Source organism: Microbacterium sp. RU1D, from assembly GCF_900156435.1.
Classification (GTDB): Bacteria; Actinomycetota; Actinomycetes; order Actinomycetales; family Microbacteriaceae; genus Microbacterium.
In genome coordinates, this window is the sequence record NZ_FTPQ01000001.1 from 928,580 (window position 1) to 954,976 (window position 26,397).

16 protein-coding genes and 1 pseudogene are annotated in these 26,397 nt (G+C 70.8%); 10 read left to right on the forward strand and 7 right to left on the reverse strand.

Features of this window, described 5'->3' with window-relative positions; all coding sequences use genetic code 11:
• Nucleotides 1–53: 53 nt before the first annotated feature.
• The gene (locus B0B15_RS04210) at nt 54–1,415 is read right to left on the reverse strand and encodes an extracellular solute-binding protein (protein WP_076673517.1); all 1,362 of its coding nucleotides are present in this window, start codon (nt 1,413–1,415) and stop codon (nt 54–56) included.
• A gap of 199 nt (nt 1,416–1,614) precedes the next feature.
• On the opposite strand from B0B15_RS04210, the gene B0B15_RS04215 reads away from it, so the two are divergent.
• Both B0B15_RS04215 and B0B15_RS04220 read left to right on the forward strand, forming a co-directional pair.
• The gene (locus tag B0B15_RS04215) at nt 1,615–4,623 is read left to right on the forward strand and encodes a sugar-binding protein (RefSeq protein ID WP_143016328.1); all 3,009 of its coding nucleotides are present in this window, start codon (nt 1,615–1,617) and stop codon (nt 4,621–4,623) included.
• A 55-nt stretch (nt 4,624–4,678) separates the two neighbouring features.
• Nucleotides 4,679–7,432, forward strand: coding sequence for an alpha-L-rhamnosidase (locus B0B15_RS04220; RefSeq protein WP_143016329.1), 2,754 nt, complete (start codon nt 4,679–4,681; stop codon nt 7,430–7,432).
• Nucleotides 7,433–7,447: 15 nt separating this feature from the next.
• Here the strand turns inward: B0B15_RS04220 and B0B15_RS04225 are convergent, their stop codons facing one another.
• From B0B15_RS04225 to B0B15_RS04235, 3 genes and pseudogenes are all read right to left on the reverse strand, one after another.
• The gene (locus tag B0B15_RS04225) at nt 7,448–8,476 is read right to left on the reverse strand and encodes an agmatine deiminase family protein (protein ID WP_076673520.1); all 1,029 of its coding nucleotides are present in this window, start codon (nt 8,474–8,476) and stop codon (nt 7,448–7,450) included.
• Between the two features lie 57 nt (nt 8,477–8,533).
• Entirely contained in the window at nt 8,534–11,407 is a 2,874-nt protein-coding gene (locus tag B0B15_RS04230) for an aminotransferase (RefSeq protein ID WP_076673522.1), read from the reverse strand.
• Nucleotides 11,408–11,772: 365 nt separating this feature from the next.
• A pseudogene (locus B0B15_RS04235) lies at nt 11,773–13,446 on the reverse strand (amidase); the annotation flags it as partial.
• 119 nt (nt 13,447–13,565) lie between these two features.
• On the opposite strand from B0B15_RS04235, the gene B0B15_RS04240 reads away from it, so the two are divergent.
• Nucleotides 13,566–14,246, forward strand: coding sequence for a phosphatase PAP2 family protein (locus B0B15_RS04240; RefSeq protein ID WP_076673526.1), 681 nt, complete (start codon nt 13,566–13,568; stop codon nt 14,244–14,246).
• 16 nt (nt 14,247–14,262) lie between these two features.
• The gene (locus B0B15_RS04245) at nt 14,263–15,078 is read left to right on the forward strand and encodes a DUF1206 domain-containing protein (protein ID WP_076673527.1); all 816 of its coding nucleotides are present in this window, start codon (nt 14,263–14,265) and stop codon (nt 15,076–15,078) included.
• A gap of 10 nt (nt 15,079–15,088) precedes the next feature.
• Here B0B15_RS04245 and B0B15_RS16430 read toward each other — a convergent pair whose 3' ends face one another.
• Both B0B15_RS16430 and B0B15_RS16435 read right to left on the reverse strand, forming a co-directional pair.
• Complete coding sequence (locus tag B0B15_RS16430; protein WP_076673529.1) at nt 15,089–15,715, reverse strand: TetR/AcrR family transcriptional regulator; 627 nt, start codon at nt 15,713–15,715, stop codon at nt 15,089–15,091.
• A 128-nt stretch (nt 15,716–15,843) separates the two neighbouring features.
• Nucleotides 15,844–16,566: a helix-turn-helix domain-containing protein gene (locus B0B15_RS16435; RefSeq protein ID WP_176776561.1), complete on the reverse strand. Its 723-nt coding sequence runs from the start codon at nt 16,564–16,566 to the stop codon at nt 15,844–15,846.
• Nucleotides 16,567–16,941: 375 nt separating this feature from the next.
• Between B0B15_RS16435 and B0B15_RS04260 the strand changes: the two genes are divergently transcribed.
• Nucleotides 16,942–19,833, forward strand: a complete 2,892-nt coding sequence (locus B0B15_RS04260; protein WP_076673532.1) for an RCC1 domain-containing protein — start codon at nt 16,942–16,944, stop codon at nt 19,831–19,833.
• A 141-nt stretch (nt 19,834–19,974) separates the two neighbouring features.
• Here the strand turns inward: B0B15_RS04260 and B0B15_RS04265 are convergent, their stop codons facing one another.
• Nucleotides 19,975–20,781 (reverse strand): DeoR/GlpR family DNA-binding transcription regulator, encoded by an 807-nt coding sequence (locus B0B15_RS04265; RefSeq protein WP_076673534.1) that lies wholly within the window; start codon nt 20,779–20,781, stop codon nt 19,975–19,977.
• A gap of 234 nt (nt 20,782–21,015) precedes the next feature.
• Between B0B15_RS04265 and B0B15_RS04270 the strand changes: the two genes are divergently transcribed.
• The 5 genes from B0B15_RS04270 to B0B15_RS04290 all read left to right on the forward strand — a co-directional run bounded on the left by B0B15_RS04270 (nt 21,016) and on the right by B0B15_RS04290 (nt 26,392).
• Entirely contained in the window at nt 21,016–22,308 is a 1,293-nt protein-coding gene (locus B0B15_RS04270) for an ABC transporter substrate-binding protein (protein WP_076673536.1), read from the forward strand.
• Nucleotides 22,309–22,381: 73 nt separating this feature from the next.
• Nucleotides 22,382–23,311, forward strand: a complete 930-nt coding sequence (locus B0B15_RS04275) for a carbohydrate ABC transporter permease (RefSeq protein WP_076673537.1) — start codon at nt 22,382–22,384, stop codon at nt 23,309–23,311.
• 1 nt (nt 23,312) lies between these two features.
• Complete coding sequence (locus B0B15_RS04280; RefSeq protein WP_256334169.1) at nt 23,313–24,218, forward strand: carbohydrate ABC transporter permease; 906 nt, start codon at nt 23,313–23,315, stop codon at nt 24,216–24,218.
• A 34-nt stretch (nt 24,219–24,252) separates the two neighbouring features.
• On the forward strand, nt 24,253–25,116 hold the full coding sequence (locus B0B15_RS04285) for a ketose-bisphosphate aldolase (protein ID WP_076673539.1): 864 nt from the start codon (nt 24,253–24,255) through the stop codon (nt 25,114–25,116).
• 19 nt (nt 25,117–25,135) lie between these two features.
• Complete coding sequence (locus B0B15_RS04290) at nt 25,136–26,392, forward strand: ADP-dependent glucokinase/phosphofructokinase (RefSeq protein WP_076673540.1); 1,257 nt, start codon at nt 25,136–25,138, stop codon at nt 26,390–26,392.
• Nucleotides 26,393–26,397 lie beyond the last annotated feature (5 nt).

The window sequence follows — 26,397 nt, forward strand, 5'->3', positions numbered from 1 at the left end:
TCTCCGGGGAGAGAGGGGGCGGGCCGACGGGCGGCCCGCCCCGGGTGGGGTCGTCAGCGCCCCAGGCGCGACTGCACGTCGCTCTGAGCGGTGCTGAGCAGGGAGGAGATGTCGGCGTTCTGGTCGGTCAAGACCGACTGCACGACCGTGTCGAGTGCGCCGTAGACCTCCTGCGCGTTGTTCACCGGCTCGGCCACGACGGGGATGGATGTCGACGCGTCGAGGTAGGGGGTGAAGTTGGCGCTCGGGACGTTGATGGAGTCCTTGATCCACTCGAAGTACGTGTCGTACTGGTCGGAGTTGACCACGGGCAGGCCCGGCAGACCCGTGACGGAGCCGGCTTCGTTCGACGCCTTGGCGTCGTCGACGGCGGTGGCCTCGTCGAGGTAGCGCTGCAGGTAGAAGAACTTCACCCACTTGACCGCGGCGGTCTGCTGCTCGGCGCTCGCCTTGGGGTCGACGATCTGCACCGTGCCGCCGCCGAGGGTGCCCTCGTCGGCCTTGGCCTGCGGCATCCCCCCGATGCCGAAGTCCTCGGCCGGCAGCTTCAGGTTCTGCACGATGTTGTAGTACGAGTCGCTCGCGCCGATGATCATGCCGATCTTGCCGGCGGCGAAGTCCTGGCCCTGTGTCGGGATGTCGTACAGCGTGTTCTCGGGCATGGTGCCGTCCTTCCACCGCATGTCGCTGACCAGCTGCAGGGCTTTGGTGGAGGGGGCGTCGGCGAAGGTGGCCTCCGAGCCGTCCTCGTTCTCGACGGTGCCGCCGAACGAGTAGGTCATGCCGGTGAACTGCCACCCGCCGGTGTTGGCGGTGGTGAGCACGGAGAAGCCCGCGGCACCGGTGGCGTCGTGGATCTTCTCGGCCGCGGCGCGCACCTCGTCCCAGGTCGTGGGCGGGGAGTCGGGGTCGAGGCCGGCCTGCGAGAACAGCGCGCGGTTGTAGACGAGGCCGAACGAATAGGCGTTGGTCGGGATGGCGAAAGCGCGTCCCTCGCTGTTCTCGGCGAGCGCCAGCACCGTGGGGTTGAGGGTGTCGAGCAGTCCTTCGGCCTGCAGGGCGTCGGTGAGATCGGCGGCCTGGCCGCGCTTGATCAGGCCCGCGGGCTCGGTGAGCGGCACGCTCATCACCGTCGGAAGGCTGCCGCCGGCGGCGAGCGCCTGAAAGGTCGACGCGTCGTAGCCGGTCTCGACGGGTTCCAGGTCGATGTCGGGGTTGGACTGCTCGAAGGCTTCGACGCGCTTGTCGAAGTAGGCGCGGTCTTCGGGGCGGTCGGCGCTGGGCCGGTCGCCGATCTGGATCGAGACCTTGCCGTCGGTCGTCCCCGTTGAGGGGGAGCTGCAGCCGGCGAGGGCTGCGGCCGACAGGCCGCCGAGTGCGATCACGGCGACGACGGAACGGACGCGTTTCGTCATTGAAACTCCTTGGCGAAGAGCGGAAGCAAGAGGGAAATCGCTTGCCCTGAGATGTCTAGCACCTCGGAGCGCGACCGTCAAAGCCCGATTCGCATCGGCGCGCCGCGGCGCATCCCGGTGTTGACAGGAGGCTCCGCCTCTCCCACACTGCTGTAGGGCAAACGCTTGCCCTATCGAATCCGCTCAACGAGGAGAATTCGTGTCCGTCACCCCCAGGAACCGCCCCGCACCCCTGCGCGGCGGCGTGGCCGTCGCGGCGGGGCTGCTGTGCGCAGCGCTGCTGACCCCGGCATCCCCCGCCGTCGCCACCGCTGAAGCCGTCGCGCTCGCACCGATCACCGTCGGCAACCTCTTCCGTCAGGGCGAGACCGCCCGCATCGCGTACGCCACCGACGCCGCCCGACTGGCGTGGACGGTCACCGACCAGACGGGCACGGTGATCTCCGACGGCGTCGAGGATGCCGACGGCACGCTCGAGCTGCCGGCATCGGCTCTCGGTTGGTACCGGCTCGCCGTCTCGGTCGACGAGGGCGCCGCCCGGGCGGAGACGAGCTTCGCCGTGCTGCCCGATCGGGATGCCGCGGACACGGGGACCGCGCGCTTCGGCGCGGCAACCCATTACGGACAATCGTGGAGCGTCGACTCCCTGCCCGCGCTGGCCACCGGCGGGTTCGCCCAGCTGCGTGACGAGGTGTATTGGAGCGAGGTCGAGACGCAGAAGGGCGTGTACGACTGGGACCGCCCGCGCGCGGAGTTCCTCGACGCTGCGCAGGAGGCGGGCGTGCGTCCGCTTCTGCTCGCCGGCTACGGCAACCCCCTCTACGACGGGGGCGACGGCCCCACGGGCGACGAGGCCGTGTCGGCGTACGCCGCCTACGCCGCGGCCATGGCGACCGAGTTCGGCGATCAGGCCACGGGTATCGAGTTGTGGAACGAGTGGGACCTGGGGCTCGGGGGCAACACCCGCACCTCGCCGGAGGACTACGTGAACCTGCTCGCCGCGGCCTCCCCGGCCGTCAAGGCGGCGGCGCCCGACCTGCCCGTCATCGGACCGGCGGTGGCGAACCTGAACACCGACTGGCTCGAGCAGACGTTCCGCCTCGGGGCGTTGGCGTACGTCGATGGGATCGTGCTGCACCCCTACAGCTACCCGGTCTCGGCCGATGCGCTCGACGACACCCTCACGCGCATCGACGCGCTCGTGCGCCGGTACAACGGCGGCGTGAGCAAGCCCCTGTGGATCACCGAGCACGGCTGGCCCACCGGTACGAACGCGCGCGCCGTGTCGGAGCGCGAGCAGGCGGCCGACATCGCCCGGTCGGCGGTGATCGCCGCCGCCCACGACGCGGCGCGCTACTACGTGTACGACCTGGTCTCCGACGGCGTCGACCCGGCCGAGACGGAGCAGAACTTCGGTCTGCTCCGCGCCGCCGACGACACCCGCGGCGCCTACACGCCCAAGCCCGCCTTCGCGTCGTACGCCGTGGCCGCCGCGCAGCTCGATGGGGCGACCCCGGTCGGGCGCGACGACTCCGTGACCGGAGTCCGCCAGTTCCTCTTCGATTCTGCGGACGGGCCGCTGCGCGTGCTCTGGTCGGACACGCCGCAGACGCTGCGCCTGAGCGGCACCGGCTCGCTGACGGCGACCGACGCGTACGGCCGGGCGGACACCCTGGATGCCGACGGCGGCGACGTCGTCGTCACGGTCGACGGCGACCCGCTCTACGTGCGCGGCGATGTGACCGCCGTCGCGGCGTCGGAGACGACGGTGACGCTGGACGCCGGTGTGGTGGGAGCGGAGGTGACCGGCCGCTGGAGCGTCGAGGGTCGCTCCGACGGCGCGGCGACCACGTGGCGCCTGAGTCTCTCCGACGGGCGTGCGTTCACGCAGAGCACCGACGACGCCGCGGTCGCGACGACGGCCGTCACCGCACCCGCGCCGGTGTCGACGGGGACGTACGAGATCTCCGCGCGTCTTTTCGATGGCGATCGCGCCGTCGGTGTGCTGCGGGCGACCACGACGATCGGGGAGCCGGTCGCGCTCACCGGCACGCAGGCGATCTCGGCGGACGGCGCCGACGTGCTCCGCCTGCGCGTGAGCAACGCCTCGGCATCCGCCCTTCCCCTCGCCGCGCTGACGTACACCCTGGATGGGACGGATGCCGCAGCGGAGGCTCCCGCCGTCGTGCCCGCGGCCGGCGCCGTGACCGTCGACGTGCCCCTGGGCGACCTCGCCGCACGCACCACGTTCACCGCCGAGGCCCTCGTCGCGGGGACGCCGGTGCGCACGGAGGGCGCCGTCGCTCCCCTCGACGTGGCCGAGGCCTACGGCGCGACGCACCACCGCGTCACCGTCGACGGCACGCTCGACGAGGTGGCCGACCTCGTCCCCGCGACGTTCACGGCGGAGGGGGTCGACGCGCCGCCCTCGGCCGACGACCAGTCGGCGCGCGCGTGGCTCACCTGGGACGACGACGCGCTGTACGTCTCGGCCGAGGTCGTCGACGACGTGCACGACCAGCCCGCGACGGGCGCGAACATCTGGCAGGGCGATTCCGTGCAGTTCACCGTCGCCGGTGGCGCACCGGGAGCGGCGAGCGTCTGGCACGAGTTCGGTATGGCGCTGACGTCGGAGGGCCCCCAGCTCTACCGCTGGCTCTCCGTCGGTCAGGGTGCCGGCGTCGTCCCCGGCACCGAGGTCGCGATCTCCCGCGACGAGGACACCCACCGAACCGTGTACGAAGCGTCGGTGCCCTGGAGTGCGCTCGCCGGTGTCGAGCGCGACGCGAACCTGCTCTCCAGCGCGATCATCGTCAACGAGGCCGACGGCCAGGGCCGCGACGGCTACCTGGCCTGGGGCGGGGGGATCGCGGCCGAGAAGGACTCGGCGCAGTTCCACGCCGTGCGCCTGCTCGCGGCGGTCGAGCCCGGGACACCGGCCGAGCCCGGGACACCGGCCGAGCCGGGGACGCCCGCCGACCCGGGGACGCCCGCCGCGCCGGGGACGCCCGCCGCGCCGGGGACCCCGGACGCGCCGGGCGGCGGCGAGGGGACGGGCACCGCGCCGGACGCCGGTGGCGCCGCTGCCGCGGGAGCCCTGGCGAGCACGGGCGCGCCCGATGTGCGCGGCATCCTGTTCCCCGCCCTCGCCGTGCTCACGCTCGGTGCGGGGGCGCTCATCGTCCGCCGGCGATTCGCCCGGCGCTGACACTCGTGATGCCGCCGTCCTCAGCGGCGGCGGCATCGCCGTCGAAAGGACTCCCGTGAATCTCCCGTCCGTCCGCCTGCTCGGCCTGCGCGTCGGTCGCCGCCGCGACGTCTCCGTCGCCGCGGAGGCTCGCCCTCCGGTGTCGTGGACGGTCGAGGCGCCGGCCGGATGGCGGGCCGCGGGCGCCGAGTTACGTCTCGACGACGCCGAGCCGGTCGCGGTGCCCGCCCACGGCGTGCTCGTGCCGTGGCCCTTTGCCGACCTGACCGCGGGGGCGCGGCACGCCCTGCGCGCGCGGGTGCGCGGCGCCGACGGCGGATGGATGCCGTGGAGCCGGCCGGTCGAGGTGGAGGCGGCGTTCTTCCCCGGCCCCTGGACGGCGGCGCTGCTCACCATCGACGCCCCCGACCGCGAGGCCGCACCTTTCGCCGTGCGGCGCGAGATCGCGGTCGCCGACACGGTGATCGGAGCACGCCTGTGGGCCACGGCGCACGGCGTCTTCGATGCGGCGATCGACGGCATCCCGGTCGACGACGCCCTGCTCGCGCCGGGGTGGACGGCCTACCGGGACCGGCTCGGTCTCGCCACGACCGACGTGACGCCCCTGCTGCGGCCCGGTGCCACCCAGGTGCTGTCGGCGCGCGTCGCAGGCGGGTGGTTCACCGAGCGGTACGGCTTCGGCGCGACGGCGGCGCGCTTCTACGGCGATCAGGCCGCGGTGGGGGCCGTGCTGCGGCTGACGCATCGCGACGGGCGGATCGACGAGATCGGCCCCGACGACGGGTGGCGCCTGAGTCGCCGCACCGAGATCGTCTCCAGCGGGCTCTACGCGGGCGAGCGCGTCGACTTCGATCGCGCGCAGAGCGGATGGCGCGAGCCCGGTTTCGATGCGTCCGGGTGGGAGACCCCCGCGCGCGTTCCCCCGATCGCCGCCCCGGCGGTGATCGATGTCGAGCCGGTGCGGCGCGTGCGGACGATCCGCGGGGCCCGGGTGCTGACGGCATCCACCGGAGACACGCTTCTGCTCGACGTGGGCGAGAACATCGTCGGACGGGTGCGGTTCGATGCCGACGGCCCGGCCGGCACGCGAGTGGTCGTGCGGCACGCCGAGGTGCTCGAGGACGGCGCCCTGAACGTGCGACCCCTGCGCGCGGCGGCCTCGGTCGACGAATTCGTGCTCGACGGCGCCGGACGACGCGTGTGCGAACCCGCTTTCACGTTCCACGGGTTCCGTTACGTCGAGATCACCGGCGGCGCGGTCGACCCCGCGAGCGTCGAGATCGACGTGCTGCGCACCGACCTGCGGCGCACGGGCTGGTTCTCGTGCTCCGACGACCGCCTGAACGACCTGCACGCCAACCTCGTGCGCAGCTTCGAGGGCAACGCGCTGTCGCTTCCCACCGACTGCCCGCAGCGCGACGAGCGGCTCGGCTGGACCGGCGATGCGCAGGTGTTCGCCGCGACCGCGACGACGTTGTTCGACGCCGGCGCCTTCTACGCATCGTGGCTGCGCGACCTGCGCGCGGAGCAGGAGGCGCGCGCCGGGCGGGTGCCCACGGTCGTGCCCGACCCGCTGCCGGCCGTGGGGGACGTGATGGCGGCGGGATGGGGAGATGCCGTCACGATCGTGCCGGCTGTGCTCGCCGCCCGCTACGGCGACGACGCGATCGTCGCCGAGACGCTGCCGGCGATGCGGGCGTGGGTCGACGCCGTCGCCGCGGCCGCGGGCCCCGGGCGGCTGTGGGAGACGGGGTTCCAGTACGGCGATTGGCTCGATCCGACGGTGTCGCGACCGGACAAGGCCAAGGCCGACCCCGGGCTCGTGGCGACGGCGTACTTCTTCCGCTCCGCCGAGCTCGTCGCGCGCGCGGGCGGTGGGGAGGCGTATGCGCGGCTGGCGGAGGAGGTGCGCACCGCTTTCTGCGACGCCTACCTGACCCCGGCCGGGCGTCTGGCATCCGATGCCCCCACCGCCTACGCGCTCGCGCTCGCCTTCGGGCTCGTGCCCGCCGCGCGTCGACAGGCGGCGGCCGATCGCCTCGCCTTCCTGCTGCGCGCCGGCGGATATCGCATGGCGACGGGGTTCCTCGGCACCCCCGTCGTGCTCGACGCCCTGCTCGAGAACGGCCACGCGGCGGCGGCCGAGAGTCTTCTCCTGCAGACGATGTGCCCGTCGTGGTTGTACCCCCTGTCGATGGGCGCGACGACGATGTGGGAACGATGGGATGCCGTCCGCCCCGACGGGACGTTGCATCCGTCGGGCATGACCTCGCTCAACCACTACGCGCTCGGTGCCGTCGGCGACGTGCTGCACCGCCGCGTGGCGGGCCTGGGGATCGAGGGTGCCCGTGTGCACGTGCGGCCGTGGTTCGTCGAAGCGCTCACCTGGGCGGAGGCGACGCACGACACGCCGTACGGACGTTCGCACGTGCGATGGCAACGCGCGGGCGAGGCCATCGCCGTGACGGCGACGGTGCCGCATGGCACGCTCGCGCGCGTCGACCTGGGAGACCGCGCGGTGTTCGAGGTCGCGTCGGGGCGGCACCGGTGGATGGTCGACGCACCCCCCGCACCCGTGCGTGCGTCGGTCGGCGTCGAGAGCGATCTCGCCGTGATCGCCGACACACCCGGCGCGTGCGCGGTCGTGTCGGCGGCGCTCGCGGCGCACGACGGCGACATGCAGGTCGAGTTCGACGCCTACATCCGGTGGGTGCCCGGCCGTCGCCTGCGTGCCGAGCTCGCGGCCGTCGCCGCTCCGCCGGCGGTGGTCGCCGCCGTCGACGCCGCGTTGCGCGATCTCGATCGCTGAGGGCGCCGTCCCCGCTCAGCTCACCGCCGGCTGCTGCTGCGTGATGCAGTGGATGCCGCCGCCGCGGTCGAAGATCGGGCGCGCGTCGATCGTCACCACGCGACGGCCGGGGTAGGCGTCGGCGATGACGTCCGCGGCGTGCGCGTCGGCGGCGGCGTCGCCGAACCCGCAGAGCACGACGCCGTCGTTGGTGACGAGGTGGTTGATGTAGCTCCAGTCGACCCAGCCGTGCTCGTCGCGCAGCGTGGAGGGGGCGGGCACACCGGTGATCGTCACCGCGCGGCCGCGGGCGGCGAAGGCGTCGGTCAGTTCGTCGCGCACGAGGCGCGAGACCTCGAAGTCGGGGTGCGCGGCATCCGTCTGCTCGTGCACGAGGACGTGGTCGGGTGAGGCGAAGGTCGCGACGATGTCGACGTGGCCGTTCGTGCCGAGGTCGTCGTAGTCGCGGGTGAGGCCGCGCGAGAGCCAGATCGCGTCGGTCGCTCCGATCGTGCGCGCCATCTCGGCCTCCACCCGGGCGCGGTCGGCGAAGGGGTTGCGCCGCGGGTCGAGCTGCACGGTGTCGGTGAGCAGCACGGTGCCCCGGCCGTCGACGTGCAGGCCGCCGCCCTCGGCGACGAGCAGCGAGTCGATGCGTTCGGCGCCGACGTGCTCGGCGACCACGCGCGCGAGCAGCGCCGACTTCTGCCATTCGGCCCAGTCGGGGGCGCCCCAGCCGTTGAAGATCCAGTCGACGGCGCCGAGCACGCCCGGGCGGTCGGGGTCGACCACGAAGGTCGGGCCCACGTCGCGCATCCAGAACTCGTCGAGGGGGGCTTCGACGATCTCGACCTCGGCCGACAGCATGCGTCGGGCGCGCGTCGTCTCGGTGGGGTCGACCACCATCGTCACGGGCTCGAACTGCGCCACGGCGTGCGCGACCTCGGTCCACGCGCGGTAACCCTCCTCGCGGGTCTCGGCGCCCTCGCCGAGGGTGACGCCCTCCCGCGGGAACGCCATCCACGTGCGCTCGTGCGGGGCGGATTCGATGGGCATGCGCCACATGGCGGGCTCCTCGGGTCTCATCGGTTCGGGTTCGGCGGCGGGGATGTCGGGGCGGGATCAGAAGCCGGTCGTGAGCACGCGGTCCAGCGCGTCGACGAAGACGTCGACCGAGGCCCTCGTCACCACCAGCGGCGGCTTGATCTTCAGCACGTTCTGGAAGTCGCCGGTCGGCTGCATGATGACCCCGAGCGCGAGCAGGCGGTCGCAGATCGCGGCGGTCTCGGCCGTGGCGGGTTCGAGCGTCTCGCGGTCGCGGACGAACTCGAGCCCCAGGTACAGTCCCGAGCCGTGCACGGCACCGACGAGATCGTGGCGCTCGCCGAGTTCCTCGAGGCGGCGCTTGAGGTGTCCGCCGACGACCCGGGCGTTCTCCTGCAGCCCCTCCTGCTCGATGACGTCGAGCACGGCCATCCCGATCGCCGACGACACCGGCGATCCGCCCGTGGAGGAGAAGAAGTAGCCCTGCGTACGGTAGCGGTCGGCGATCTCGCGGCGCGTGATGACCGCGCCCAGCGGGTGCCCGCCGCCGATGGACTTGGCAACAGCGACGATGTCGGGCACGGCATCCTGCTGCTGGAAGCCCCAGAACCACTCGCCGAGGCGGCCGTAGCCCACCTGCACCTCGTCGGCGATGGCGAGCCCGCCGTGACGACGGATCGCCGCGTACACCTCGCGCAGATACCCGTCCGGGAGGGCCACGCCGCCGGCGTTGCCGAAGTACGTCTCGGCGATCATGCCCGCGGGGGCCCGGCCGGATGCCGCGAGTCCGTCGATCACGGCGACGGCTTCGGGGGCGTAGTTCACGGCATCCGGGCCCCGGTGCTTGCCGCGGTAGGAGTTCGCCGCATCGACCGTGTGCACCCACTCCGGCCGCGTCTCGAGGGCGAAGGGGTTGTCGGCGATCGAGGTCGACACCGCATCGCTCGCGTACGTCCACCCGTGGTACGCCTCGCGCATCGCGACGATGTCGGCGCGTCCGGTCGCGGCCATCGCGAGGCGGATCGCGAGGTCGGTCGCCTCGGAACCGGAGTTGACGAAGAACACGGTGTCGAAGCCGTCGGGCAGGGTCGCCGCGATCCGGTCGGCGAAGTCGGCGATCGCGCGATAGTGGAAGCGCGAGTTCGTGTTCAGCAGGTGCATCTGCCGCGCCCCCGCGTCGACGATGTGCGGGTGCGCGTGGCCGACCGAGGCGACGTTGTTGACCATGTCGAGGTAGACGCGTCCGTCGACGTCGACGAGCAGCTCGCGCCAGCCGCGTTCGATCCGCGGGGGAGTGGCGTAGTAGTGCTCCTGCACCTCGGCGAGCACCTCGTGGCGTCGCTCGAGGGAGTCGTCGCGCGCGGGCGCGGGTGCGGGCAGGCCCAGGGCTTCGCCGGGGTCTCCGGCGACCTCGCGCCACGCGTCGGCGAGGGCGCGCGTGGTGCGCGACGGCGGCACGAGTCCGTCGAGCGTCCGCCGCACCGAGACCCGCGTGCGCGCGGGGAGTGTTCCGGATGCCGCATCGGCGGCGACTCCGCTGATCGTCAGGATCTCGGCATCCACCGTCACCGCGAGCGCGTCGCCGTCGACACGGGTGTCGCCGTCGAAGGGCTGCGGCCGGGCGAGCCACACCAGCACGTCGCTGGGCACGGTCTCGGGGGTGGAGGGGAGCGGGTCGGTCGTGCCGGTGAGGCGCGCGCGCCAGGCGGGCACGGTCACGACCTCGGCGCCCGCGTCGAGCGCGGCGAGAGCCGCGTCGTCGAGGGTCGCGGCGTCGAGCCAGGCCCCGGCGTCGTTGAGCGGCGACTCCGTCGAGGCGTCGAGTTCGACGTGCCGCCCGGGCGGTAGCAGCGGCGTCCCGGCCCATCCGGGCGCGCTCCGCCGCGTGCGGCCGAGGGCGGCCCGTGTCGCTGCCGTGAGGACGGGGAGGGGCACGGACGCCGCCCGCTCGAGGATGCGGAACTCGCGCTCCAGCGCCCCCGAGGCGTAGTCGTTCGCGTCGTCGAGGCGCACCTGGGCGCGTCCGCTCAGCACGAGCACGGCCCCGCGGAGGACGATGAGGGGCCAGAGCGCCGTGATCTCGTCGTCGGTGAGGTCGCGCAGCCGGTCGAAGGCCCGGATCGCCGGGAACGCGCTCTCGGGCGTCGCGCCGTCGTGGTGCAGGACGGAGGAGACGGTGACGGCGATCTCGCCGACGCGCCACGATGCGCAGACGTCGCCGAAGTCGATCACGGCGTCGGGCACCATCGCGCCGGGGGCGCGCAGCACGTTGTCGTCGGTCACGTCGAAGTGCCCGGCCTGCACGGGCAGGGCATCGGCGACCGGTGCCAGCGCCGCGCGTGCCGCGTCGGCGGTGCGCTGCACGACGCCGCGCACCTCGGCATCCGGTTCGAGGGGGAGGAGGGTGTCGATCACGCGCGCGGCGTGCCGGAGGTCCCATTGCAGCACGCGGCCGCTGGCGGGGTGGGTGAAGTCGGCCAGCGCGAGGCTCACCGCACCCGACAGGGCGCCGAGACCCTCGACGACCGCGGGGGAGAGGTAGTCCGAACCCGTGAGGGTGCGCCCGGCGATGTTCTGGATCACGCGCGCGTGGATGCGGCCCTGGCTCGAGTCCCACCACGTCGACATCGGCCCGTGCGGGCCGTCGACGAGACGTGGGATGCGCACGTGCGGGCTGTGCTCGGCCACCCGGGCCGCGGCGGCATCCTGCATGTCGATCTCGGCCTCGCTGAAGACGGGGTTGCTGAGCTTGAGCACGCCGAGGGGCTCGGTCGATCCGCGCCGGAAGACACGGAAGTTCTGGTCCTGCTGGCTCCCGAGCGCCTGCACGTCGATCTCGACGCCGAACGTCTCGGCGAAGAGGGTGCGCACCTCGTCGTCGGGGAGCGTCGGGGTGGGCAGGTCGACCTGGCGGAAGTAGTCGAACACCGGGACGGGTGCTGTTTCGGTCATGGGCTGTTCCTCGGGTGATGCGGGCGTCACAGGGGAGAGTCGGATGCCGTGCCGACGGCGCCGGCGACGGCTCCACCGGCGTCGCGCACGGCCACGACGACGAGCGGGCCGTACGGGGCGACCCACGCGCTCACGGGCTCACCGTACGCGTCGGGTGCGACCTGGACCACACCCTCGATGCGGTCGCCCACGACGTCGACGTCGACGCGCGCGCCGTCGACGAACACCGCGTGCTCGACGGCCGTACCGCCGCGCACCGTCGCGCGGAACCGCACGAGATCGCCCTCTCGGCCGACCTCGTCGACGACGACCGCGAGCTCGCCCTCGGCCGCCGGTCGGGGAGCGGCGAAGAGCTCCTCGTCGGGCAGCGCAGGCGTGCGGCGCGGAGCGGTGCGGCGCTCGCCGAGGCCGGCGATCGCCGCCCCCAGCTGCACGAGCCGGGTGTCGCTGTACGCGGGTCCGGCGATGGTCAGGCCCACCGGCATCCCGGTGTCGTCCATGGTCCCCATCGGCACGGTGACGGTCGGGATGCCGAGGTGGCGGGGCACGAGGTTGCCGTTGGAGACCCACACGCCGTTGCGCCAGGCGATGTCGGCCGAGGCGGGGTTCGCGTCGGCGTCCGCGGGGCCGACGTCGGACTGCGTGGGGAAGATCACGGCGTCGAGGCCCTCTGCGGCGAGCCACTCCTCGTAGTCGACCCGGCGGGTGTGCTCGAGGCCGCGAAGGCCGTCTTCGAGGCTCGCGACGTCGCGCCAGTCGGGCTCCCACTCCGCGGCGCGGGCCACGTACTCCCCGATGTCGTAGGAGATGTCGTAGTGCCAGATGCCGTAGCGGTCGGCAAGCGCCCCCGGCGGGTGGGGGAAGATCAGCGCGGGGTCGGCGTCGGACAGCCGGCGCAGCGCCGGGTCGCCGTTCGTGCGCAAAAACGTGTCCATGGCCCACACCGCGAGATCGCCGACCTCGTCGTCGAGGAACCGCCGCGTCACGAACCCGCGGTCGAGGAAGTCCTCGTCGCCGTCGTGCAGCTTCTCGTACCGGTCGACGACGGGGAAGTCCGTCTCGACGACCTCCGCTCCCGCGGCCTCGAGGTCGGCCCGCAGACCGCGCCAGAGCCGCATCACGCTCTCGCGCGTGACGATCGGCGAGGCGTTGTCGGGGTCGCCGTTGACGTAGATACGGGGCACCGCGAGGCGCAGGCCCGCGAGCGGCAGGGGCTCCAGCCGGGCGAAGGAGTCGGGGCGCACCTCAGACGGGCGGGGGAGCGGAATCCACGGCTGCGTACGCCACAGATCGCCCCCGGTCTGCGGGTCGTCGGCGACCACGGCATCCAGCACGTGCTGCAGGTCGCCGATCGTGCGGGTGTGGGGCACGACGACGTCCATCGTGGGCACGAGGGGCCAGTTGCCGCGCACCGAGACGACCCCGCGCGATGGCGTGTACGCGACGAGGGCGTTGTGCGAGGCGGGAGCGCGACCCGACGACCACGTCTCCTCGCCGAGCCCGAAGGCGCAGAAGCTCGCCGCAGTGGCGGTGCCGGAGCCGTTGGACGAGCCCGATCCGAAAGCGGATGCCAGATACTCGCCGTTGTAGGGGGACTCGGCGCGGCCGTACACCCCGCGTTGCATGCCGCCCGCGGCCATCGGCGGCATGTTCGTCAGCCCCAGGACCACCGCTCCGGCCTCGCGCAGACGCGCCACGGCGAAGGCGTCGTCGCCCGCGATGACCTCGGCGAAGGCGGGGGAGCCGGATGCCACCGGCAGGCCCTCGACGCGGTAGCTGTCCTTCGCGGTGAACGGGATGCCGTCGAGGGGGCCGATCCCTTCGCCGCGGGCGCGGCGCCGGTCGCTCGCGCGGGCGGCGTCGAACGCGCGCGGGTCGAGCACCGGGACGCTGTTCAGCCGGATGCCCGACCGGTCGTACGCGGCGATGCGGTTGAGGTAACGGGCGACGAGCTCGACGCTCGTGACGCGGCCGGTGTCGAGGGCGGCGCGCAGCCGGTCGACGTCGGCTTCGACGACGGTGAAGGCCTCGGTGGTCATGGCAGAAAACCTACACCGTTTGTTTTGCGAGTTCGAGAGGGGATTTCTTCGAGAGGAGTGTCCCGTCCCCGCTCGGCAAGAGCTACCTCCCGCGGGCGCCGTACTGGCACGATTCGAGGATGGATGCCACCACCGACGAACCCGCACTCCTGCCCGACCGCCCGCGGACCGACGCGCGTCGCCCCGTCGCGTTGATCGTGGGCGTCGTGGCGACCGTGCTGTTCGTCGCGTTGCGCCTCGCGGTCGAGCTCGACGGGGGAGCGCCCCTCGCGTTCGACCAGTGGTGGGACGACGCGATGGCCTCCCTCGCGAACCCCGTCGTCGTGATCGTCGCCTGGATCCCGGCCACCGTGGGCGGCACCATCGGCATGATCATCATCGGCATCTCGACGACCATCGTCTTCCTGCTCGTCAAGCGCGCGTGGGACGCCCTGAACGTGGCGGGGGCCATCGCCCTGGTGGTGCTGATCGGCGCTCCTCTCGCGGCCGTCATCGCGCGGGCGCGGCCCACCGACTCCCTGGCCGAGACGCAGGCGACCTCGTTCCCCTCCGGCCACACGGCGGTGGCCACGACCATCGCGATCACCCTGGCGCTCATCCTCCGACGCGGATGGATCTGGGTCGCGGGCGTCGTCTGGGTGCTGCTGATGATGTGGAGCCGCACCTACCTGCACGCGCACTGGCTCTCCGACGTCGTGGCCGGCTTCCTCGAGGGCGTCGCCGTGTCGACCCTCGTCTGGGCGCTGGTCGAAGTGTGGCGGGTGCGCCGCGCGCAACGGGTGGCTGCGGACGAGTCCTGAGCGCTAGCGTGCTCGGATGACTTCCGCTTCCGCTTCTGCATCCGCCGCGGCCGACAAGGCGCAGGACTCGACCGCCTTCCGTGTCGCCGCGCGGATCGGCTACGTCGTCTTGGGGCTGCTGCACCTGTTGATCGGCGGCATCGCTATCTCGATCGCGACCGGCGGCGGCGCGGAGAACGCGGATCAGAGTGGAGCCGTCCAGCAGGTGGCGGCGGCCCCCGCGGGGATGCTGCTGCTCTGGGTCATCGTGATCGGTCTCGCCGCGCTCGCCGTCTGGCAGATCGCGGATGCCGTCGCGGAGCGCGACCCCGACACGAAGAAGCGATGGGCGCACCGCGCCAAGTACGTCGGCACGGCCGTCGCCTACGGGGCGATCGGCGTCACCGCCCTGACCGTCCTCCTGGGCGGGCGCTCGGACTCGGGCGAACAGTCCCGCACGCTGAGTGCGCAGCTGATGGCGTCGCCCGGCGGTCTCGTGGTGCTCGTGGTGATCGGTCTCGCCGTCGCGGCGATCGGCGTCGCCTTCGTGGTGCGCGGTGTGACGAAGGCGTTCATGAAGAACCTGTCGAGCCCGGGCGGCCAGATCGGCCGGGGTATCCGCACCTTCGGCATGGTCGGGTACATCGCCAAGGGCATCGCGGTCGGTGTCGCCGGGATTCTGTTCCTCGTCGCGGCCTTCGCCCACGATCCGAACGCCGCGGGCGGACTCGACGCGGCGCTGCGTTCCCTCGCCGGTCTCCCCTTCGGCCAGGTGGTGCTCTGGCTCGTCGGCGCCGGTCTCGTCGTCTACGGCCTGTTCTGCTTCGCCCGCGCCCGTTACGCCCGCATGTGAGGGTCGCCCCTCACTCGGCGCCGGGCCGAGCGCCCGCGATGAGCAGGGCGAGTCCGAGTTCGAACGCGCGCGTGGCGACCGGGTCCATCGGGTCGTGTCGCGAAAGGGTGGCGTAGGCGGCGGCGAAACGCGGCACCTGCTCCTCCTGCCCCGAGGGGTCGAACATCACCGACGGCCCGCTCATGTCGAGCACGCTGCCGAGGATGAACGACTCGAACGCCGTCAGCAGCGGCAGGATGTCGTCGCTGGTCCAGCCGACGCGCTCGGCGGCGACGGCGAAGTCCTCGTACTGCGACATCAGCAGGGGCGCCGACGAGCGGTGCGACATCAGCAGCGGGATCGTCCGCGGATGCCGGCCGAAGGCGTCGCGGTAAGAGCGCGCCCAGAGCAGCAGGCCCTCCTCCCACTCCCGCTCGCGCAGGAATGACGAGTCGATGCGCGACGACACGAGCGCGCGCACATCCTCGATGAGGGCAGAGAGATTCGGCACGTGGTTGTACAGCGACGTGGGGTGCACCTTCAGGCGGTCGGCGACGCGGCGGATGCTCGCACCCTCGCTGCCGTCGCGGTCGACGAGGGCGAGGGCCGCGCGGGCGATCGCGTCGCGCGAGAGCTTGGGCTGGGTCGGCCGGGGCACGGCGGGGCCTTTCGGTGGTGTCCGACCACGGTACGCGATGCGCGAGTGGTGCGCGGCGCGACCCTGACGCCGCTGCCGCGTCGACCTCGGCCCGGTCGTGGCGGCGCGCCCGCGGTGTCCGCGGCTTGTCAGCGGTCGAGGGTGTCGACGCGGGACAGGTTCTCGCGCAGTGCCCGCGCGGAGCGGAATCCGAACCATCGGGCGAGCAGATCGTCGCGGAACAGTTCGTCGCCGTGCGCCGCCCACGCGGCTTTCGCGCGGGCGACGCGCACGTCCCGGATCCGGTGGGCCGGTGAACGACCCGCCTCGGAGAGGACGCGCGTCAGATGACGCCTGCTCACCGACAGTCGCCGCGCGAGCGTTTCGACGGTGAAGTCGGGGTCGTGTGCGTTCTCGGCGATCACGGCGTCGGCTCGGCCGACCAGGGGGTCCGTGCGCGGTGTACCGGCAGCGGCCATGACGGTCGACAGCGCGACGATCTCGAGGGCGCTGCGAAGGTGGCCGACCTCGAGATGCGTGGGCGACGGCGTCCCCGTCCACACGCTCGAGGCCAGGGCGAAGGCGATGACCGAGGAGGCGGTCGGTCCGGATACGCGGACGGACGTCGGCCACCATCGGGCCTTCCCGCGGAAGAGGAGGTGGAGCATCTCCAGCGGGGACACGGCGGTCACCGCCACCGATGTGGCCGGAGGGACGACGATGGCATCGCCCGCCCGGAAGTCGGTGTCGGTTGTGCTCCGAACCGTTCCGCTCCCGCGCTGCACCAGCCAGAGCGACCCCGTCGCGGCATCCGTTCCTCCCGACGTGTCCCGCACCGTCATCTCGTCCTGTCGTACAGCGCGGATCGTCACCCCCGCGAACTGTTTCTCGATCGCGATCGACGCCCCGCGCTCCGGCGAGGCGGGGGCGCGCCCGCTCACCGGGCCGCCACAGACCGTCGGTCCGAACGAAACCGCTGTCGGCGCGGCGACGGCCGCCCTCGCGGCGGGTTCCTGGTCCATGTCGGCCTCCGTTCCTGGCGAGCATGCTTACATGCCCACTTGCGGGGTTCCCGTCCTGGTCGATGACGGGCCGACGCGGGGGCGCGATTTTCACCCTTCGCATCGCTTGCAGGACACGATCCGACGTCGAAGGTGCAGGATGCGCCGGCCGGGCCGTCGCGGCTCATCGTGCTGCGAAGGATGGCCGAGGCGCGCTCGTGCGTGCCCCGAGAAAAGGAGCCATTCATGACTGAGACCGAGACGCCCTCCGAGTCCTCCTCCACGCCCGCCGGGCTGTCGCGCCGCGCCATCGTCGGCAGCGCGCTGTGGGCGACCCCCGCGATCGTCGCGATGACGTCGGTCCCCGCCTTCGCCGCCTCGAACACGCGCTACAAGCTCAGCCTCCTGCCGGTGACGACGGCCCTCGCCTCCGGGGGCACCGACGTCACCGGTGTGCTCACCACTCAGGCGGGCGTCCCCGCCGCGGGCCAGCCGATCTCGCTGACGCTCGGAACGAGCAGCGCCACGGGGACGACCGATGGCTCCGGCAAGGTCACCAAGACCCTCGACCTGGGCCGACCCTGGGCGCAGCCCGGGTCGACCACCACCGTGACGGCCCTGTCGAACAACCTCTCCGAGTCCGGCACGGCAACCGTGTTGGGGGCGAATCTGTTGGTCGGTTCGTCCAATTACACGGGGCAGTTGGGTATCGGTTCGTCGGGTAATGATCAGAATGCCCTCATCCAGACCTCGCGAGTGTTTCCGTCGCCGGTTGTCGAGGTGAGTTCGTCGGGGGCGTTTGCGATCGCGGTTCTTGCGGATGGGACGGCGTGGACGACGGGGTGGAACAACGTCGGCGCGCTGGGCGACGGTACGACGACGGATCGGAGCGTCTGGGGGATCGTTCCTGGTTTGTCCGGGGTGGTGGGCGTGGCGACGACCATCGAGGGATGCCATGCGTTGACGTCAGCGGGAGAGGTGTGGTCGTGGGGCAAGGGAGAGGCGGGTCAGCTGGGTCAGGCGGACTCGTCGAAGTGGTCGACGATCACTCCGCGTCCGCAGAAGGTGGCGGGGATCTCGGGTGTCACGCAGATCGCCAGTATCACCGGGCGTGCGATGTTCGCGTTGAAGGCGGATGGAACCGTTTGGTCGTGGGGCGACGGGTACAACTATCACCTGGGTGACGGCACTACGGTCACTCGGGGGACGCCCGCCCCGATTCCTGGTCTGACGGACGTGGTGTCGATGGCTTCTGGTTTCGACGGTGGGCTGGTGCTGAAGAAGGACGGCACGGTCTGGGCATGGGGGAACAATGCGAACGGGCAGCTGTGCGACGGGACGACCAACCCCGGCAAGACGCCGCAACAGATTCCCGGTCTGACGGGTATCACTCAGCTTTCCGCGGGCCCGGGCACCGATTGGAACCACTACAGCGGTTACGCCCTCAAGAATGACGGAACCGTATGGGCGTGGGGCTCGAACGAGATCGGGCAGTTGGGAGATGGGACGACCATCGAACGTCGATCGCCGGTGCAGGTGAAGAATTTGACGGGCGTGAAGGAGATCGCCGGATCCATTGGGGCCGCGTTCGCGCTTCTCAACGACGGACGCGTCGCCGCCTGGGGGCAGACCTTCTTCGCCGGGATCGATAACACCTCGACTCCTGGATTCCTCACCCCCAGCCGCCCTGTGACCAAGATCCGCGCATCCCAGCACAACGTCAACGGCTTCCACGGGCTCTACCTCATCACGGGCCAGTCCACCCTCACCGTCGACATCGTGGAGTCGACGGTGACGGCCGGGTCGCCCGCGACCGTGAACGCGAAAGTCTCCGGCGGTTCCGTCGGCGTCGCCGGGGCCGCTGTGACGCTCGCGACCAACCGCATCGCCACGCTCGGGGCCACCAGCGGCACGACCGACTCGAGCGGTTCCTTCCAGACCACCGTGACGCCCGATGTCTGGACCACTCCGGGTGCGTCGGTCACGGTCACGGCCGCTGACCAGGCGTCACAGGCGTCGGACTCGGTCGCCGTGGTGGGGGCGAATCTGTTGGTGGGTTCGTCGAATTACACGGGGCAGTTGGGTATCGGTTCGTCGGGTAATGATCAGGCGGAGCTGCTGCAGACGTCGTTGAAGTTCCCGTCGCCGGTGGTGGAGATCAGTGGGGCGGGGACGCATGCGTTGGCGTTGCTGGCGGATGGGACGGTGTGGTCGACGGGTTCGAACGGTGAGGGTTCCCTGGGTGATGGGACGAAGACGGATCGGTATGTGTGGGGGATCGTGCCGGGGCTGTCGAATGTGATCTCGATCACCACGACCATGGGGGCCTCGCATGCGTTGACGGCGAACGGTGACGTGTGGGCGTGGGGCGATGGTGTGAACGCGCAGTTGGGGCAGGAGGATTCGTCGAGGTGGGGGACGCAGTGGCCGTCGCCGCAGAAGGTGAAGTCGCTGCCGGGTGCCACGCAGCTGGCGTCGACGTCGCTGCGCGCGGTGTTCGCGCTGATGTCGGATGGCACGGTGAAGTCGTGGGGTGCCGGGTGGGCGTTCCAGCGCGGTGATGCCGATGGCAACCCGCGGGGTTCAGCGGCGACGGTCGCGGGGCTGAGCGACGTGGTGCAGCTCGGATCGGGCTTCGGCGGTGGCGGTCTGGCGTTGAAGAGCGATGGGACCGTGTGGGCCTGGGGCAACAACGACAAGGGTCAGTTGTGCGATGGCACGACCACCGCGCGCTCGACGCCGGTGCAGATTCCCGGTCTGACGGGTGTGACCCAGGTCTCCGGTGGCCCGGGATCGGACTTCGGCTGGGCCAGCGGGTATGCGTTGAAGTCCGACGGGACGGTGTGGGCGTGGGGTGAGAACGGCGCCGGTCAGCTCGGCGACGGCACCACGACCGATCGCAACGTGCCGGTGCAGGTGAAGAACATCACCACCGCCACCCAGATCAGCGGTTCGATCACGTCGGGATTCGCGTTGCTGGCGGACAACCGCGTCGCGGCATGGGGGGAGACGTTCCTGAAGAACATCGGCACCACCTCCACCGCCGGCTACGTGACCCCCGTCCGACCGGTCACCAAACTCCGCGCCTCCCAGCACAACAAGTTCGGCTTCCACGGCCTCTTTCTCATCACCGAGTGACCCTGGGCTGATCGCCGAAACCCGGCGGGGCTCCGGACCGATGGCATTCATCAAACGGGGCCCCGCCGTCGTCGTGTCACGGCCCGGACATGACGCGGCCGCGAGCGGCACGTGGGCGGCGCGCGCCGACGGTGCTCATGCTCAGGGCGTCAGAACCGTCACCCCGGCCTCGGCGAGGGCCGCGGCGAGTTCCGCGGACGGCGGTGCGTCGGTGATGAGGTAGTCGGCCTTCTCGAGCGGCGCGATCTGGGCGAAGAGGCGCCGGTCGAGCTTGGACGAGTCGGCGAGAATCGCCGTGCGGTCGGCCTTCTGGATCATCTCGGTCATCATCGTGGCGTCGCCGAGGTTGCTCGTGGAGAAGCCGGAGCCGTCGACGGCGCCGACCGCGATGAGCGCGTAGTCGCAGCGGATGTCGACGTCGGGGGAGTGCGAGTTCATCGCGAGCGTGACGGGCCCCGTCGTCGCCTGCGTGATCGTGCGGACCGCCCCGCCGAAGATGAACAGGTCGCGGAACGCGGACGGCGAGATCTCCGCGGGGATGCGCAGGTTGTTCGTCGCGATCGTCAGGTCGCGGTGGTTGCGCAGAGCGCGGGCCACGGCGAGCGTCGTGGTGCCGGCGTTCAGCATCAGCACGGATCCGTCTTCGATGAGCTCGACGGCGAGGGCCGCGATCCGCTCCTTCTCGGCGATCTGCATCTGCGAGCGCACGTCGAGCCCGCGATCCCGACCCGGGACCGACATGGCGCTGACCGCTCCACCGTGCGTGCGCACGACGATGCCCTCGCGATCGAGCTGGTCGAGGTCGCGGCGCACGGTGTCGATCGAGACGCCGAAGTGCGAGGCGAGGTCGACTACGGTCACCTGCCCGGAATCAGCGACGTAGGCCGCCAGCTCGGCTTTCCGCCCGGCCGGCAGTCGCCGCTTCGTCGTGGCTGTGGGTGCGTCCATGCGGTCGTGTCTAGCACAGTGCGGCAGGAACTGTGGCGGAATCCGTGACAAAACAGCACATAAACGCGGACATGTGCCCGTCTGTGCGGGAACTGAGCGCGTTTCTCTGCCGCAATTGTCACGAATGTGCATCAGTCGCTTGACCCGCCTCGTGAACCGGCGCATACTCGTGCTCAAAGACGCAATAACGCGCAGAACAGCGCGAAATGCAGCAGATCTCAACGAGGAGAAACGATGGACAACAGCGGGCGCCGGCGTCGGAACGCCATCAAGCTCGTCGGAGTCGCGGCAGCGGCCACGACTCTCCTGGCCATGGCGGGGTGCTCGTCGAACACCTCGGCCACCTCGGCCGACGGCGACGTCACGATCGAGTTCGCGCAGTGGTGGGAGCCGGAGCTCGGCGACGGCCAGTTCCGCGGTCTCATGGACCAGTTCGAGCAGGAGAACCCCGGCATCAAGGTCGACCTGGTGAGCGGCCCCTACGCCTCGACCAAGGAGCAGCTCTTCGCCGGCGCCGCCTCCGGCACCATGCCCGACGTCGTCGGTCTCGACGGCGCGTGGGTGAGCGACTTCGCCAAGCAGGGCGTCATCGCCGACCTGTCGCAGCTCATGAGCGACTCCGGCTACGACGACAGCCAGCTCGCCAGCCAGATCCAGGTCGACGGCAGCACCTACATGATTCCGGTCGTGAACTTCGTCTACCCGATGTTCACCAACGACGGTCTGCTCTCGGAGGCGGGAGTCTCGGCCCCGCCGTCGACGCGCACCGAATTCGCCGACGCGGCGAAGAAGATCAAGGCCCTCGGCGGCGACGTCTCCGGCTGGGTGCTCCCGCTCTCGCTCGAGGCCCCCAACGGCGTGCAGAACGACGTCATGTCGTGGGTCTGGGCCTCCGGCGGCTCGATGCTGAAAGACGGCCAGCCCGACCTCACCAACTCCGACGTGTCGTCGGCGACCGACTACATCCAGCAGCTGTGGGATGACGGCGTCATCGCTCCGGGATCCTTCACCATGAAGGAGCAGGACAAGGTCGAGGAGTTCACCAACGGCCGCGTCGGCATGATGATCGACTCGCTCGCGCACATCAACCTCATCCGCGAGTCCAACCCCGATCTGAAGTTCTCGATCTCGGCGATCCCCGCCGAGGACGGCTTCTCGGGCGAGCGCGGCATCCCCTACGCCTCGTGGGGCATCGGCGTCGCCGAGAACTCCGAGCACAAGGATGCCGCCTTCAAGCTCGTGCAGTTCCTGATGAGCACGGACGTCAACAGCGAACTGTCGACCATGGCGAAGGCCTTCCCCGGCAACACCGAGAGCGTCCCCACCTTCGTGGAGGACGACGAGCTGTTCAAGACGGCGTTCGACATCTACAAGGAGGGCTACCCGGCGAACGAGTTCACCGGTCTCCCCGTCGCCGAGGAGCTCATGCGCCAGTTCGGCGAGCAGTTCCAGTCCGCGCTCGACGGCCAGCAGTCCATGAGCGACGCGCTGAAGAAGACGCAGGACGAATGGACGTCGGAGTTCTGATCCGACCCCGATCCGGGATGCCGCACCGCCGTCGCGGGTGGTGCGGCATCCCGCTCATCGAAAGCCGCACACCATGACAATGCGCACCCTGACTCCCCCCGACACCGAGGTCATCGTCACCGGACGACCGGTCTCGCGCCGCACCCGGCAGCTCCGCAAGGCCGGCGAGGCCTACGTTTTCCTCTCGCCCACGCTGATCCTGCTGTTCGTCCTGATGATCGTGCCGATCGTCATGGTGATCGGCTATTCGTTCCAGGACAACGTCATCCTGAACAAGAGCCCCGAGGTCGTCGGCGCCGACAACTACGTCGCGATCCTGACCGACCCGGGCTTCTGGAAGGCGACGGGCAACACCCTTTTCTTCACGCTCACCAGCGTCGCCGCCCACCTCGTGCTGGGGTTGTCGTTCGCGATGCTGCTCAACTTCCGCCTCATCGGCGCCGTCCCCCGGGCGATCTTCCGCGGCCTGTACGTGCTGCCGTGGCTGTTCACCGTCGCCGTCATCGCGGTGCTCTGGCGGATGCTGCTCGCCCCCAACGGCATCGTCAACTTCCTGCTCAACACGAACATCGAGTGGCTCGCCTCACCGCAGTTGGCGCTGGGCACGGTCACCTTCATCAACATCTGGGCCGGCTACCCGTTCTTCATGGTCAGCCTGCTCGCCGGTCTCCAGGGCATCCCGAGCGACCTGTACGAGGCGGCGACCGTCGACGGCGCCAGTCCCGCCCAGCGCTTCTGGAACGTCACCATCCCGCAGCTGCGTCCGATCATCGTCAGCCTCGTGCTGCTCGACCTCATCTGGACCTCGCAGCAGTTCGCCCTCATCTGGCTGACCACGGGAGGCGGTCCGATCGACGTCACCGAGATGCTCAGCACCTTCACCTACAAGCTCGCATTCGCCAAGTACGACTTCTCCATGGCATCCACCTCGGCGGTGCTGGTGCTGGCGATGTCGATGATCGTCGCGGTGCTCTACGTCCGCCACCAGAAGGCGAGGGACTGACATGGCCCTGACCACCCCCGCGCGCCCCCGCGCCACGACCGCACCGGCGCGCCCGCGTCAGCGTCCGTCGAGCACCGTCGCCCGGCGACGCATCGCCAAGACCGCCGTCATGGTCGGTCTGATCCTGGGCGCCGTCTTCGCCGCCGGCCCCGTGCTGTGGATGCTGTCGAGCTCGTTCAAGTCGAACACGCAGATCTTCGAACTGCCGCCGCGGCTGATCACCGACACCTTCTCGTTCGACGCCTACGTGTCGATCTTCACCAACCCCGAGACCGTGCGGTTCTTCATCAACAGCTACGTCGTGGCGGGAGCGGTGACGATCCTGACGCTGCTCGTCGCCATCCAGGCCGCGTACGCCTTCAGCCGCTTCGAGTTCCGGGGCAAGCGCATCGTCAACGTCATCATCGTGAGCGTTCAGGCGGTGCCGCCGATCACCCTGCTCATCCCGTACTTCGGACTCATGGTCGGGCTGGGCCTGTACAACACCTACCCCGGGCTCATCTTCACCTACATGGTGTTCACGCTGCCGTACGCGATCATCATGATGACCGGGTACTTCAACACCCTGCCGAAGGAGCTCGACGAGGCCGTCCGCGTCGACGGCGCCGGCTCCTTCACGGCCCTGTGGCGCGTGCTCGTGCCGATCTCCATCCCCGGGATCGTGTCGGTCGGCATCTACACCTTCATGATCGCGTGGAACGAGTTCCTCTTCGCCCTCACCCTCACGCGCACGATCGACATGCGCACGGTGCCGATCGGCATCCAGCTGCTCATGGGCCAGCACTCCTACGAGTGGAACCAGATCATGGCGATGAGCATCCTCGGCTCGATCCCAGTGCTGGTGCTCTTCCTCTTCTTCCAACGCTTCTTCATCAGCGGCCTCACGGCCGGCTCGGTGAAGAGCTGATCCCGCCTACCCACCCCCGAACAAGGAGAAATCCGTGCTCTACACCGGCAAGTCCATCCTCGACGTGGCGAACGCCCACAGCTTCGCCATCCCGGCCTTCAACATCAGCGATTGGGCGATGTTCACCGGGATCATGGACATCAGCGAGGAGAAGAACGCTCCGGTCATCATCGCCATCCACCCCGACGAGGTCTCGCACATCACGACCGACCTCATCCCCGCCATGCACGCCCGCGCGCACCGGTCGAGCGTTCCCGTGGCCATCCACTGGGACCACGGCGGCACCTACGAGCAGATCATCACCGCGATCCAGGCCGGATTCACCTCGGTCATGATCGACGCCTCGCTCGAGCCGTTCGAGCAGAACGTCGCGCTCACCCGCAAGGTCGTCGAGGCGGCGCACGCGGTCGGCGTGCAGGTCGAGGGTGAGCTCGGCACCATCGGCGCGAACGACAGCTACGGTGAGTCGGGTGCCGCAGAGATCATCTACACCAACGTCGACGACGCCGTGCGCTTCGTCGAGCAGACGGGTGTCGACAGCCTCGCGATCGCCATCGGCACCTCGCACGGGCTCTACCCCTCCGACAAGAACCCGGAGCTGCGCCACGACCTGCTCGAGCAGATCAAGGCGGCCGTCGGCATCCCTCTCGTGCTGCACGGCGGGTCCAGCAACCCGGATGCCGAGCTCGCCCGTGCCGTGTCGCTCGGCATCAACAAGATCAACATCTCGAGCGACATCAAGGTCGCGTACCACGACCGCATGCGCGAGGTGCTCGGCACCGACCGGCGCCTGCGTGAGCCCAACGCCATCCAGCCCGAGCCGATCGCGGCGATGAAGGTGACGGCGGCCGAGAAGATCGACCTGTTCGGCGCCGCCGGCAAGGCCGACCTGTACTGAGCGGACGGGAAACGGCGACATGGGGGAAGACCTCGTCCTCGGACTCGGCGGCACCGTCGACTACGAGATCCGGTGGGATGCCGAGGTGCTGTCGGCCCTCGCGCAGGGGTACGGCATCCACCGCGACGAGCTGACCACCACGACGCCGATCATCGACGAGCGCGCGCTCGTCGTGACGGTGCTCGCCTTCCTCGCCACGGGCGGGGGAGGCGAGCGCTTCGTCCTGTCGTCGGAGATCGTCGAGCGCTTCGCGGGTCATTTCTCCACGGAGATCACCCTCGGCGGAACGGGCGTACGGGCGGGGATCGCCCTGGACCGCATCGGGGTCCCCACCGTGCAGCATCTGGTGAGCATCGACGACAACGTGCGGCGCCTGCTCCCGCGCTCGATGCGCGTGGTGTCGTCCGCGACGCACGACACGCTCGATCCGCACCTCATCGTGCAGTACCCCGAGGGGACGACCGTCCGCCTGGTCGACGCGGAGGTGACGGCCCCCTCGTCCAACCGCCTCATCTTCGCCAACGACGCCCCCAACCGCGAGATGGCGATCGCGGCCGACCTGGGCGAGGCCCTCGCGGATGCCGCGGCGTTCCTGGTGTCGGGGTTCAACACGATGCAGGATGCCGACCTGCTCGCGCGTCGCCTCGACGACCTCGTCGCGGCGATGCAGCGTCTTCCCGCGGAGGCCCTCGTCTACTACGAGGACGCGGGGTTCTACCACCGCGACCTCTCGGCGATCGTGCGCGCGCGTCTGCTCGAGCGCATCGATGTGTACGGCATGAACGAGGACGAGCTGCAGGAGTACCTGGACCGCGATGTCGACCTCCTCGACCCCGACGACGTGGTGGCCGCGCTCGCGGAGGCGCACGCGCTCATCCCGGCACGCGCGCTCGTGGTGCACACGAAGTACTGGGCGATCGCGGTGGGCCCCCGGGCCGCGGCGCACCGGGCGGGGGTGGAGAGCGCTGTCCGCACGGCGGCGACGCGGTACCGTCTCGGCGACGCCTGCACAGCGGCCGATCTCGACGACACGGCCCGACTGCCACGGCACAGTGGCGGCGAGGCGGTCGTCGCGGCGGCGCAGGAACGACTGCCCGCGGCGGGCCTGCCGGCGGTCGGCGTCGCCGCCCACGTCGTCGACACCCCGCACCCCACCACGATCGGCCTGGGCGACACGTTCGTCGGCGGGTTCCTCGCGGCGGTGCCGGCGGCTTCCCGACGAGCGACCGCGGTGGCCCTCGAACGGGCGCTCGACGCGGCCTGCATCGCTCGGTGACCAGC

Excerpts from the sequence above, each read along its gene's own strand:
- B0B15_RS04210 (WP_076673517.1), bottom strand. The coding sequence starts at position 1,415 with ATGACGAAACGCGTCCGTTCCGTCGTCGCCGTGATCGCACTCGGCGGC.
- B0B15_RS04225 (WP_076673520.1), bottom strand. The coding sequence starts at position 8,476 with ATGTGGCGCATGCCCATCGAATCCGCCCCGCACGAGCGCACGTGGATG.
- B0B15_RS04230 (WP_076673522.1), bottom strand. The coding sequence starts at position 11,407 with ATGACCGAAACAGCACCCGTCCCGGTGTTCGACTACTTCCGCCAGGTC.
- B0B15_RS04240 (WP_076673526.1), top strand. The coding sequence starts at position 13,566 with ATGGATGCCACCACCGACGAACCCGCACTCCTGCCCGACCGCCCGCGG.
- B0B15_RS04245 (WP_076673527.1), top strand. The coding sequence starts at position 14,263 with ATGACTTCCGCTTCCGCTTCTGCATCCGCCGCGGCCGACAAGGCGCAG.
- B0B15_RS04260 (WP_076673532.1), top strand. The coding sequence starts at position 16,942 with ATGACTGAGACCGAGACGCCCTCCGAGTCCTCCTCCACGCCCGCCGGG.
- B0B15_RS04265 (WP_076673534.1), bottom strand. The coding sequence starts at position 20,781 with ATGGACGCACCCACAGCCACGACGAAGCGGCGACTGCCGGCCGGGCGG.
- B0B15_RS04270 (WP_076673536.1), top strand. The coding sequence starts at position 21,016 with ATGGACAACAGCGGGCGCCGGCGTCGGAACGCCATCAAGCTCGTCGGA.
- B0B15_RS04275 (WP_076673537.1), top strand. The coding sequence starts at position 22,382 with ATGACAATGCGCACCCTGACTCCCCCCGACACCGAGGTCATCGTCACC.
- B0B15_RS04280 (WP_256334169.1), top strand. The coding sequence starts at position 23,313 with ATGGCCCTGACCACCCCCGCGCGCCCCCGCGCCACGACCGCACCGGCG.
- B0B15_RS04290 (WP_076673540.1), top strand. The coding sequence starts at position 25,136 with ATGGGGGAAGACCTCGTCCTCGGACTCGGCGGCACCGTCGACTACGAG.